This window comes from Microcoleus sp. AS-A8 (assembly GCA_039962225.1).
Classification (GTDB): Bacteria; Cyanobacteriota; Cyanobacteriia; order Cyanobacteriales; family Coleofasciculaceae; genus Allocoleopsis.
The window spans coordinates 76,781-89,808 of record JAMPKV010000007.1; the positions used below are offsets into that span (position 1 = coordinate 76,781).

General features: G+C 49.9%; 3 protein-coding genes. All 3 read left to right on the plus strand.

Annotation, left to right across the window (positions count from 1 at the left end):
- Positions 1 to 114: 114 nt before the first annotated feature.
- Genes NDI48_12720 through NDI48_12730 form a run of 3 tightly spaced genes read left to right on the plus strand, consistent with a single transcriptional unit; the run spans position 115 to position 12,961 of the window.
- Positions 115 to 3,600 (plus strand): non-ribosomal peptide synthetase, encoded by a 3,486-nt coding sequence (locus NDI48_12720; protein ID MEP0832067.1) that lies wholly within the window; start codon positions 115 to 117, stop codon positions 3,598 to 3,600.
- Complete coding sequence (locus tag NDI48_12725; GenBank protein MEP0832068.1) at positions 3,597 to 8,369, plus strand: non-ribosomal peptide synthetase; 4,773 nt, start codon at positions 3,597 to 3,599, stop codon at positions 8,367 to 8,369. The genes NDI48_12720 and NDI48_12725 overlap by 4 nt, the downstream gene beginning before the upstream one ends.
- On the plus strand, positions 8,366 to 12,961 hold the full coding sequence (locus NDI48_12730) for a non-ribosomal peptide synthetase (protein MEP0832069.1): 4,596 nt from the start codon (positions 8,366 to 8,368) through the stop codon (positions 12,959 to 12,961). Before NDI48_12725 ends, NDI48_12730 begins: the two co-directional genes overlap by 4 nt.
- The last annotated feature ends 67 nt before the right edge of the window (positions 12,962 to 13,028 follow it).

Sequence of the window (13,028 nt, forward strand, 5' to 3'; positions counted from 1 at the left end):
GCTTAGATCCCCCCCAACCCTCCTTAAAAAGGGGGGAGCAAGATTAGAACTGTTGCAATGGTTTGGAAAAACAGTACTACTCCTAACATCTAACTCCTGACTCCTACTTTAAACATGGATTTGCATTTACTTTTAACCAATCTTTCTAACAAAGGTATAAAACTCTCTGTCAATGGAGATTCACTCTTGGTTGATGCGCCTAAGGGAGTGATGACACCAGAAGTGCGCGACTCGCTTACCGAGCATAAGGCAGAGATTTTGTTAATGCTGTGTCAATATGATTTGGGGACGAGTTCTGGTGTTTTGCCAACTATTGTGTCAGCGCCAGAACAGCGCTATGAACCGTTTCCTCTCACTGACATGCAACATGCCTTCTGGGTCGGTCGTAGTGGGGCGATAGAACTGGGTGGTGTGTCCAATCACGGTTACTACGAGATTGAGGGGAATGATTTAAACCTAGAACGCTTGAACTGGGCGCTGCAAGAATTAGTTAAACGTCACGATATGCTGCGGGCTGTGGTGTTACCAGATGGTCAGCAGCAAATTCTGGAACAGGTGCCTGCTTACCCGTTTGAAGTTTTGGATCTGAGGGGAAAGGATGAGGCATTTGTCAAGGCTCAGTTAGAGGCTATTCGGGAGCGAATGTCTCATCAGGTTTTACCGTCTGATCGATGGCCTTTGTTTGACTTTCGAGCAACGTGTTTGGATGAGGAGCGCGTTCGGCTACATATCAGCTACGACTTGCTAGTATTTGATGCCTGGAGTCTGTTTCGGCTATTTGAAGAGTGGTTTCAACTGTATCAAAATCCTGAAGTTATACTGCCACCGTTAGAACTTTCATTCCGCGATTATGCTTTGGCAGAGCAAGGCTTGCGAGAGACGGAATTGTATAAGCGATCGCAAGATTATTGGTTAAGCCGCATCGATAGTCTTCCCCCAGCCCCAGATTTACCTCTAGCGAAGAGTCCCCAGCAACTCAAACAACATCGAGTCAAGCGTTATGAGGGAGGCATCGATCGCGCAGATTGGCAGGAGTTGAAGCAGCGTGCCGCCAAAGCTGGTTTAACCCCTTCTGGAGTCTTGCTTGCTGCTTTTGCTGAAATTATGACTCTTTGGAGCAAGAATCCTCAATTTACCCTGAATCTTGCCCTGTTTAACCGCCTGCCTCTGCATCCCCAAGTCAATGACCTCTTGGGAGACTTTACCTCTGTAACTCTTCTGGCAGTGGACAACTCGGAAGCAGAGTCATTTGGCAAACGCGCCGTTCGCCTCCAGAAACAACTTTGGCAGGATTTAGAACATCGCTACTTTAGTGGAGTGCGCGTGACACGGGAACTGTCGCGCAAGAAAGGGGCAGCCCCCAATGCCATGCCTGTGATTTTCACGAGTACTTTGGGCTTTGGTTCGTTGGGACAGGAAACCCGAACGTTCAGTCATTTCGGAGAATTAGTCTACGGCATCAGCCAAGCATCCCAGGCATGGATGGACATTCAAGTCTGGGAGGAAAAAGGCACACTGACGTTTAACTGGGATGTCGTTGAAGAACTCTTCCCTGAAGGTTTGATTGAGGATATGTTTGAGGCGTATTGCCGCTTCCTCAAACACTTAGCTAGCTCAGAATCGGCCTGGGTTGAGACGACTCGACAACTGTTGCCTCCTGCTCAACTGGTGCAACGGAATGCTATTAATGCGACTGAAGCATCTATTTCCGAGGAACTGCTACACGAGTTATTTGCCGCGCAAGTACAGCTTCGAGGAAATGAGCTTGCGATTATTTCGTCTGAGCGTAATTTAACTTACCAGGAATTATGCGATCGCTCCAATCAGGTTGGTCATAAGCTTCGGTCATTGGGGGCAACTCCCAACCAATTGGTAGCCGTCGTCATGGCAAAGGGATGGGAGCAAATTGTTGCGGTTATGGGTATTTTGGCGGCTGGTGCTGCCTACGTTCCCATCGATCCAAACCTACCTCAAGAGCGCTTTTTATACCTGCTAGAAAATAGCCAAGCTGACATTGTTCTGACCCAATCTTGTCTAGATAAAAAACTTTCTTGGTCTGAGAGGGTTGTGCGCCTATGCATAGACACTGAAGACTTTGCACAGGAGAGTAAAGAGCCATTACAGCCAATCCAAACTCCAGATGATTTAGCCTACGTTATCTACACTTCTGGTTCCACAGGGTTGCCCAAAGGGGTGATGATTACTCATCGCAACGTTGCTAACGTCGTCATTCACACTAATCAGCGTTTTAATATTAGTTCTCAAGACAGAATTTTAGCGCTTACCGCTCTCAATCATGACTTGTCTGTTTATGACATTTTTGGTCTTCTGAGTGCTGGTGGAACAATTGTCATGCCTGAGGCTTGTGGTGTTAAAGACCCCAGTTATTGGGCTGAATTAATGGTGCGAGAACGGGTAACGTTGTGGAATTCAGTCCCCGCCATGATGGAGATGTTGGTGGACTATGCACAGAGTTATTCGGTAGCGCTACCTTCAAGCTTGCGGCTAGCAATTATGGGTGGAGATTGGCTTCCAGTTTCCCTTCCCAATCGGCTTAAAACTTTAGTTTCAGGAATACAAATCCTTAGTATTGGCGGTCCTACGGAAACGACGATTTGGAATATTGGTTATCTGATAGAAAAGGTTGACCCAAATTGGAAAAGTATCCCTTATGGTCAGCCGATGGCTAATGCAAAATACTACATTTTGAACGAAGCTTTAGAAGACTGTCCCGTTTGGGTTCCTGGTGAAATGTACTGTGCGGGAGTGCAGTTGGCAAAAGGCTACTGGCGGGATGAAGAAAAAACAAATGCTAAATTCATCACGCATCCTCGCACGGGAGAACGTCTCTACCGTACAGGAGATTTAGGTCGTTATCTGCCGGATGGCAATATTGAGTTTTTGGGACGGGTAGACTTTCAAATTAAGATTCGGGGATATCGCATTGAGGCAGGAGAAATTGAGGCAGCTTTGATGCAACATCCCGCTGTGCGATCAGTAGTGGTGAGCGTTACAGGTAAACAGCATAACAAAGAGCGTTTGGTCGTCTACGTGGTTCCAGAGCCAAAATCCTTACCCACAGTTGAAGAATTGCCTCTCTTCCTCAGGAGTAAGTTGCCAGAGTATATGGTTCCCTCAGTTTTTGTAATGCTGGATGCCCTACCCTTGTCAGCGAACGGGAAAGTAGACCGTTTTGCTTTGCCTGCGCCCGACTTGGCACTGTCAAAGTTGAATTCCACGTTTGTTGCTCCTCGCACTCCTGTTGAAGAAGTAATTGCAACAGTTTGGGCTGAAGTCTTAGAGGTGGAACAGGTGGGTATCGATGACAACTTTTTTGATTTAGGCGGTGATTCTCTGCTGGCAACCAAAACGCTCTCCCGACTGCGCGAAATCTTCCAGGTTAACTTGTCTGTGCGCCATCTTTTTGAGGGGTTGACTGTAGCTGGCCTAGCTGATGTCCTGCTCCAAAATCCGGCTCAACGGTTAAACCTTGAAAAGACGGCTCAACTGATGCTGATGCTCGCAGAAATTTCAGAGGATGAAGCAGACGCCATGCTGAATCAAAGAACATTGCTGACTCAAGATGGAGGGACGAGATGAGTCGTTTTGCTAAAGGAGCCTTCAATCTTTCTCCTAAAAAACAAGCACTGCTTCAGGCGTTGCTTCAAGCAGAGGGGGTAGAGTCCCGAACGCCCCAAAAGATTTCTCGCCGGAAGGATGACGCATCCATTCCTCTGTCGTTTGCTCAAACGAGGCTTTGGTTCCTCGACCAGTTGCAACCTGGTACTGCCATTTATACGATCCCCGGAGCGTTTCGCCTCAAGGGTTTGCTCAACATAGCTGCGCTCCAATCCAGCTTCAACGAGATCATCCGGCGTCACGAAGCCTTGCGAACCACCTTTACTACAGTGGAGGGGCAACCCGTAGTAGCGATCGCTCCAGCACCTACAGACGAAGAGGTGCTAAGTCCTTACACGTTGTCAGTGACAGATCTGCGGTACTTACCCGATACTGAGCGGGAAGTAGTGGCACAGAAACAGGCAATTGAGGAAATTCAGCAACCCTTTGACCTCGAACGCGGGCCGTTACTGCGAACGACACTGCTGAGGTTGGGGGAGGAGGAGTTCATCCTTGTTCTTACTATTCACCACATTGTTGCTGACGGCTGGGCTTTAAGCTTGTTAATTCGGGAACTGGCAGTTGTTTATGAAACTTTCTCCACCCAGAAGCCGATGCTACAGCCAGCAAAGCTTTCTCCCCTTCCTGAACTGCCCATCCAGTACGCAGATTTTGCCGACTGGCAGCGAAAGTGGCTGCAAGGAGAAGTATTAGAAACCCAGTTGTCTTACTGGAAGCAGCAGCTAGGGGGCGATCTCCCCGTGTTACAGTTACCCAGCGATCGCCCACGACCAATCCGTCAGACTTTCCAGGGTAAGTCGAAATCGTTTGTGTTGTCTCAACGCTTGAGTAGAGCGATCGCATCTCTTGCCAGCTCTGAAGGAGCCACACTATACATGACGCTGCTGGCAGCGTTTAAAGTCTTGCTCTACCGCTATACAGGGCAAGAGGACATTCTCGTGGGTTCTCCTATTGCCAACCGCAACCGGACTGAGACTGAAGGGCTAATTGGAGTCTTTGTCAATACCCTAGTGATGCGTACTCAGCTTGACGGCAATCTCAGCTTTCGGGAGTTATTAGGACGGGTTCGTGAGGTGGTGTTGGGTGCTGATGCTCACCAAGATTTGCCTTTTGAAAAGCTGGTAGAGGAATTACAACCGGATCGGAACACCAGCCACTCACCCTTGTTCCAAGTCATGTTTGTTCTCCAAAATGCGCCTGTAGAGAGCTTGGTGTTTTCGGGTTTGACTCTAGAACCCATCGTCCTGGACAAAGGGACAGCTGAGTATGACTTGACGCTTAACATATCAGAAACAAGGGAAGGCATCTACTGTCGGGTTGAATACAATACAGATTTATTTGACGACACGACGATTTTCCGAATGATGGGGCATTTCCAGACGTTACTGGAAGGCATTGTCATGGATTGTGAACAGCGAATTTCACAGCTCCCTCTACTGACTCAAATGGAGCGGTATCAGTTGCTAGTGGAGTGGAATAACACTCAGGCAGATTATCCCAAGGATGCGTGTATTCATCAGCTATTTGAAGCCCAGGTAAAACGGACACCGGACGCAGTGGCTGTGGTGTTTGAACAGCAGCAGCTAACTTATGGACAGTTAAACCAGCGATCTAATCAACTAGCACGCCACCTCAAGCAGCTAGGGGTAGAACCGGATGTTTTGGTGGGGATTTGCGTAGAGCGATCGCTAGAAATGGTAGTTGGGCTGTTGGGCATTCTCAAGGCCGATGGAGCCTACGTGCCCTTAGACCCAACCTATCCTCAAGAGCGCTTAGCCTTCATGTTGTCAGATTCGCAGGTGTCGGTGCTGTTGACTCAGCGGAAGTTGTTGCCCCGACTTCCCAAACATGAGGCGCATGTAATTTGCTTGGATACAGATTGGGAAGTAACTCTGGCGGAAAGTGAGGAGAATTTTGTTAGTAATGCTAAGCCTTTTAACTTGGCTTATGTAATTTACACATCAGGCTCAACCGGAAAGCCCAAGGGGACAATGATTCCCCACCAAGGAGTCGTCAATTATCTGAGTTGGTGTACGAAGGCTTATTCCGTAGCAGATGGTTGTGGCGCTCCAGTCAACTCTTCGATTGGGTTTGACGCGACCATAACCAGCTTATTTTCTCCCTTATTAGTGGGGCAGAAAGTAGTACTGCTCCCAGAAGAACAAGAAATAGAAGCCCTCAGCGCTGTCTTGTGTTCTCAGAGTAATTTCAGCCTAGTCAAAATTACTCCAGCTCATCTAGAGATGCTCAGCCAGTTGTTACCCAGTTACGAAGGTACGGGTCGGACGAGAGCGTTGATTATCGGTGGCGAGGCGCTGTTGGCAAAGAGCCTGACATTCTGGCGTACTAATGCGCCTGACACCAAGCTTATTAACGAGTATGGTCCTACAGAGACTGTCGTTGGATGCTGTGTCTATGAGGTTTCAACTCAGACCTCTCTATCAGGTGTGGTTTCAATCGGTCGTCCGATTGCTAATACCCAGATTTATCTTTTGGATCGGCACCTACAACCCGTTCCTATTGGTGTACCAGGGGAACTGCACATAGGTGGCGATGGAATGGCACGGGGGTACCTCAACCGCCCTGAGTTGACCCATGAACGCTTCATCCCCAACCCCTTTAGCGACAAACCTGGGGCACGCCTCTACAAGAGTGGCGACTTAGCCCGCTATTTGCCGAATGGAGAGATTGAGTACCTGGGTCGAATTGACCATCAAGTGAAGGTTCGGGGTTTCCGTATTGAACTTGGAGAGATTGAGGCGGTACTGAGCCAACACCCAGCCGTGCGAGAAACTGTGGTTGTGGTTCGGGAGGATGAACCAGGTTCTAAGCGCTTGGTAGCCTACGCAGTGTTGCACCCAGAGCAGACACTGACAATTACTGAACTGCGCCGCTTCCTAGAGGAGAAGCTGCCGAACTATATGGTGCCAACAGCCTTGGTGATGCTGGAGGAGCTGCCTCTGACGCCCAACGGTAAGGTGGATCGTCGAACACTGCCCGCGCCTGACACAGCTAGACCTGAGTCTGAAAGCACCTTTGTACCGCCTCGGACTCCTGTCGAGGAAGTACTAGCTGGAATTTGGAGCGATGTCCTGAGGCGCGAGCCGATAGGAGTAGATGACAACTTTTTTGAGCTAGGTGGGGATTCTATCCTCAGTCTTCAAATTATTTTCAGAGCCAATCAGGCAGGTTTTAAGCTTACTCCTAAACAGCTGTTTGAACACCAGACAATTGCCGAGTTAGCAATAGTGGCGGGTACTAATCAGCTAACTCAAACTGAACAGGGCGTAGTGAGTGGTGCGCTACCGCTCACTCCCATCCAGCAGTGGTTTTTTGAGCAGGAACTTCCAGAACCGCACCACTGGAACCAAGCGGTTTTGCTGGAAGTGCGGCAACCTCTGAACCCTGCTGTGTTGGAGAAGGTTGTGCAGCACTTGCTGGTACACCATGATGCACTCCGCCTACGTTTCGAGCGGCAGGCATCCGGCTGGCAGCAGGTCAACGCTGATTCTGACGAAGCTATCCCATTCACAAGGGTGGATTTATCGGCGCTGTCAGACACAAAGCAGAGAGCAGCAATTGAGGCAGCAGCAGCTGAACTACAAACCAGCTTGAATCTGTCAAAGGGACCGTTAGTGCGGGTCTGTCTGTTTGACCTCGGGGCTGACAAGCCGGGTCGTTTGCTGATCGTCATCCATCACCTGGCAGTAGATGGTGTCTCGTGGCGGATAATGCTGGAGGATCTACAGACGGTCTACCAACAACTCAGTGTTGGGCAAGTAGTTCATCTCCCGTCTAAGACAACTTCTTTCAAGCATTGGGCTGACCGACTGACAGAATATGCTAGATCCGGAACATTACAGCAAGAGCTGAACTATTGGCTCAGCGAGTCTCGGACACGAATCTCCACACTACCAATAGACTATCTTGAGGGTGACAACACCGAGGCGTCAGCTAGCACTGTATTGGTGTCGCTCAGCCCAGAAGAAACCCAAGCTCTGCTACAAGAGGTGCCATCAGTCTACAATACCCAAATTAACGATGTATTGCTGACCGCCTTGGTGCAGATTTTTGCGCGGTGGACTGGCGTGAAATCGCTGCTACTTGATTTGGAGGGTCACGGGCGAGAAGAAATATTCGATGATGTGGATCTGTCGCGCACTGTGGGCTGGTTCACTACGGTATTCCCCATCCTGTTAGATCTGCGGGAGACTTCCCATCCAGGGCAGGCATTGAAATCGGTCAAGGAGCAACTACGCCGCATCCCGAATCGAGGCATTGGCTACGGTTTGCTGCGCTATCTCAGCGATGATCAGGAAATTGCAGCGAAACTGCGGGAGCTTCCCCAAGCCGAAGTAATTTTCAACTACCTAGGCCAGTTAGACCAGGTTTGGTCAGGGTCATCTCTGTTTCTACCGGCAAAAGAGTCGATTGGACCCGCTCACAGCCTAAAGGGAAGTCGCCGCTATCTGTTGGAAGTGAACGGGTTTGTGGTCAGAAGCCAACTCAAACTGCTTTGGACGTATAGCAAAAATGTTTATAAACGAGCTACAGTTAAACGCTTGGCTCAGGACTTCCTGCAAGCGCTGCGATCGCTTATCGCCCACTGCCAATCTCCCGAAGCTGGAGGCTATACACCCTCTGACTTCCAAAAAGCGAAGGTGAGTCAAAAAGACCTCGATCAGTTACTGGCGCAAATCAAGAGAGGGAGTGAGAAGACAAGCCAATGAAAGCAGAAAATATCCAAGATATCTACGAACTTTCACCCGCACAGCAAGGCATTCTCTTCCACAGTTTGTACTCTCCTGAGTCAGGAGTATATTTCGTCCAGATTCGTTTTACCTTGCACGGACTACTCAATGTTGTGGCTTTTGATCGCGCTTGGCAACAAGTAGTGGCTCGGCATACAGCCTTGCGAACCAGCTTTTATTGGGAAAAGCTTGACAAACCACTACAAGTTGTGCAGCGAGAAGTCAAGGTCTCTCTAGAGCAGCACGATTGGCGAGGGATTGCCCCAGTAGAGCAGCAAGAGCAGCTAGATGCTTTTCTGGAGAGCGATCGCAAGCAGGGTTTCGACCTGTCCCAAGCCCCCCTGATACACCTGACTCTAATCCGCGTCGCCGACAACTCTTATCAATTTGTCTGGAGCCAACATCACCTAATTCTAGATGGCTGGTCAACAGTGTTGGTGCTAAAGGAAGTTGTTGAACTTTACGATGGTCTTAGCCAGGGTAAAGATTTGACCTTAACACCTAGCAGAGCCTACGGAGACTACATCGCTTGGTTGCAGCAACAGGACTTATCCACAGCAGAGACGTTCTGGCGGCAAGCGCTTGGCGGAATCCAAGCACCCACACCCCTGATTGAGCTAGATGCGGACAACTTGTCCAACCAGGAAGAAAGATACGATGAGCAACTTCTCAATCTATCGGCAGAAACCACAGCCACCCTGCAATCCTTGGCAAGGCAGCATCAGTTGACGCTGAACACGCTAGTTCAAGGAGCCTGGGCTTTACTCCTGAGTCGCTACAGTGGTGAGGAGGACGTAGTTTATGGCAGCACCGTTTCTGGTCGTCCAGCACACCTAGTAGGCGCAGAGTTGATGGTGGGGCTGTTTATCAACACCTTGCCCGTGCGGGTCAAAGTGGATGCCGAGCAATCTTTACTAGTGTGGCTAAGACAGCTTCAGGGTCAACTGGTTGAGATGCGTCAGTATGAGTACAGCCCACTAGTAGAGATTCAAGGGTGGAGTGAAGTACCGCGAGGTGTGCCCTTGTTCGAGAGCATTGTGGTGTTTGAGAACTACCCGGTGGATCGATCATTACTGGAGAGGAAGGCAAATCTAGAGATTCACTATGTTAGTTCCTTTGAGAAGACGAATTATCCTCTAACGCTGACGGTACTGCCTGGTTCAGAGTTAAAGTTTGCAGTCTCTTATGATCGCCGCCGCTTTGACGGGGCAACCATCACCCGGATGCTGGGACATTTCCAAACATTGCTCCAAGGTATGGTGACTAATCCTAAAATGTCCCTCAAGGACTTACCGCTGTTAACAGAAACTGAGGAACATCAGCTGCTCGTAGAGTGGAATGACACTTGGGCTGAGTATCCCCGAACGGTGTGCATCCATCAGTTGTTTGAAGCTCAGGTGGAACGAACACCTGATGCTGTAGCGGTGGTATTTGACAATGAACAGCTAACTTACCAGGAGCTGAACAGCCGCGCCAATCAACTGGCACGCTACCTGCAAAAGTTGGGTGTGGGACCGGAGGTACTGGTTGGCATCTGCGTTGATCGCTCAATAGAGATGTTAGTCGGCCTGTTGGGCATCCTCAAAGGTGGGGGAGCCTATGTCCCCCTAGACCCCGCCTACCCCCAACAACGCCTTGCCTTGATGGTGTCAGATTCCCAAATGCCCTTCCTGCTGACTCAACAGCAGTTACTCGCAAGGCTACCCTCTCATCAGGCACGAGTCGTCTGCTTGGATAGGGATTGGCACACCATCAGCCAAGAAAGCCCAGACAACCCAGCTAGCAGCACCACACCGGAAAACCTAGCTTACGTCATCTACACCTCAGGTTCCACAGGAAAGCCCAAAGGGGTGCAAATTCCTCATGGGGGTGTGGTCAACTTCTTAACCTCCATGCAGTGCCAGCCAGGATTAACACAAACTGACGTACTCCTAGCTGTAACATCCATCTCCTTCGATATTGCTGCCCTAGAACTATACCTACCTCTAATTACGGGTGCCCGTGTTGTATTAGTTAGCCGCGAAGTTGCCAGCGACGGGAAACAGCTCATCGAACAGCTCACTACTTCGGGTGCCACAGTGATGCAAGCGACTCCAGCCACTTGGCAGATGTTGCTTACAGCGGGTTGGGATGGCAGTTCCCAACTGAAAATCCTCTGTGGTGGTGAAGCCTTACCCCGCGACTTAGCCGAGCAGTTATTGGCGAGAGGTGCTGCTGTATGGAACCTGTACGGTCCGACGGAAACCACCATTTGGTCTACTGTCTGCCAGGTAGAGGCAGCCAAACTCGTCAAAGCGAAAGTCCCGGTTGGACGCCCGATTGCTAACACTCAAGTGTATCTGCTCGACCAGTTTGGGCAACCCGTACCCATTGGTATTCCCGGTGAGTTGCACATCGGTGGTGCAGGATTGGCGCGAGGTTACCTCAACCGCCCGGAACTGACCGAGCAAAAGTTTATCCACCATTCGGTAGCTGGGAGGTTGTACAAGACGGGGGACTTGGCGCGTTACCTCCCCAATGGCACGATTGAGTACATCGAGCGCATTGACCATCAGGTAAAACTGCGAGGCTTCCGCATTGAGCTGGGTGAGATTGAATCCCTTGTGCGGCAACACCCAGCCGTAGAACAAGCGGTGGTGATATTGCGGGAGGACGAACCGGGCAACCCGCGTTTGGTGGCTTACCTTGTGAGTCAATCTTGCCAAGATGAACTAGCCCAGAAATTGCGTCGCTTTGTGGGGGAACACTTGCCCAGTTACATGGTGCCCTCGCTGTTTGTGAAGCTAGAGGCGCTACCGCTAACTCCCAATGGTAAGGTAGACCGCAAAGCGTTACCCGTACCTGAGGCAACTACAACTAGTCCCCAAGAAGCTGTTGTCCTACCTCGCAACCCAGTTGAGGAAGTATTAGCAGAAATTTGGTATCAGTTGCTCGGTGTTGAGGCAGTAGGAATTGATCAGAATTTCTTTGAGTTAGGTGGACATTCCCTGTTAGCTACCCAAGTGATTTCTCGAATTGAGAAGGCTTTTGGAGTCGAATTGCCTGTGCGCTGCTTGTTTGAATCCCCTACTTTGGCTGAACTCGCCGCCAGCGTTCAAAAGTTGATGCAAAGCCAATCGGAACGGCCAGTCCCTCCGATTGAACGAGTCTCCCGCGACGGGGTGCTACCGCTTTCCTTTTCTCAATATCGCCTCTGGTTGCTGGATCAACTACAGCCAGGGAGCATTGCCTACAATATGGCAACTGCCCTACACCTCGTTGGTTCCCTCAATGTGGCAGCGCTAGAGCAAGCTTTAAATGAAATCGTGCGCCGTCATGACGCTTTACGCACAACCTTCTGTGTGGTTGAAGGGCAACCGATTCAGGTGATTGCTCCATCCCTAACGATGAAGCTGTCAGTAAGGAACCTAAGCGAGGTGCTAGAGGCCCAGAGAGGACAAAAAGTTCAACAGTTAGTCACGCAGTGGAGCCAACAACTCTTCGACTTAACCCAAGGCCCGTTGCTGCGATCGCTGCTATTACAGCTAGACCAGCAGGAACACTTACTCGTGTTGAGTGTACATCATATTGTGGCTGATGGCTGGTCTGCTGGAGTGTTTTTCCGAGAACTGACAACCCTGTACGATGCCTTCTCTCAAGGACAACCTTCTCCCCTGCCAGAACTTCCAATTCAGTATGCAGATTTCGCCGTGTGGCAGCGACAGTGGTTGCAGGAAGAGGTGTTAGAACCTCAGCTCACTTACTGGAAGCGACAACTGGGCACCATTCCCCCTGTACTGAAATTATCCAGCGATCGCTCCTCCACTTCATCCTCCACTGGGAAAAAGCACAGCTTTGCCTTGTCCTCAACCTTAACGGAAGCACTCAAAGCACTCAGTCAGCGGGAAGGCGTCACCCTGTTTATGACTCTATTGGCGGCGTTCAAAACCTTGCTCTACCGCTACAGTGGTCAAGAGGATATTGCCGTCGGTTCACCCATCGCCAATCGCAATCGACGCGAAACGGAAGAACTGATTGGATTTTTTGTGAATACCCTTGTCCTACGCACTGATTTATCAGGTAATCCCAGTTTCCGGGACGTGTTGAGGCAAGTGCGGGAAGTTGCTTTGGGAGCCTACGCCCATCAAGATTTACCCTTCGAGAAGCTGGTGGCAGAGTTACAGCCAGAGCGTAATCTCGGACACAATCCCCTGTTTCAGGTGTGGTTTGTCCTCCAGAATGCTCCCATGCCAACCGTAGAACTTCCAGGTCTAACGCTCAACCTTTTAGAGGTAGAAACTGGGGTAGCGCGATACGACCTCAAGCTCGATTTAACAGAGACATCAGAGGGGCTGAAAGGCTTCTTCGAGTACAAAACCGAACTTTTTGAAGCGGCAACAATTGCTCGCATAGCAACGTTGTACGAAACGCTTCTCGATACAGTTATCAAACAACCCGATATTCAGCTCAACGAGCTAGTGAAAGTCTTAGAAAATATCGAAAAACAAGAACAACTTGCACAAGAAGAAGAATTCAAAACAGCACGCCGTCAAAAACTCGGACACATTCGGCGCAAGCAAGTCAAAAGTTAAAAGGCAAAAGTCAACAGGAAAACAGTGCTAATAAAACCCCTGACTCCTGGCTCCTGACTCCTGACCC

What these genes read in the sequence shown, in the direction of transcription:
- NDI48_12720 (MEP0832067.1), top strand. Translation starts at nt 115, where the DNA reads ATGGATTTGCATTTACTTTTAACCAATCTTTCTAACAAAGGTATAAAA.
- NDI48_12725 (MEP0832068.1), top strand. Translation starts at nt 3,597, where the DNA reads ATGAGTCGTTTTGCTAAAGGAGCCTTCAATCTTTCTCCTAAAAAACAA.
- NDI48_12730 (MEP0832069.1), top strand. Translation starts at nt 8,366, where the DNA reads ATGAAAGCAGAAAATATCCAAGATATCTACGAACTTTCACCCGCACAG.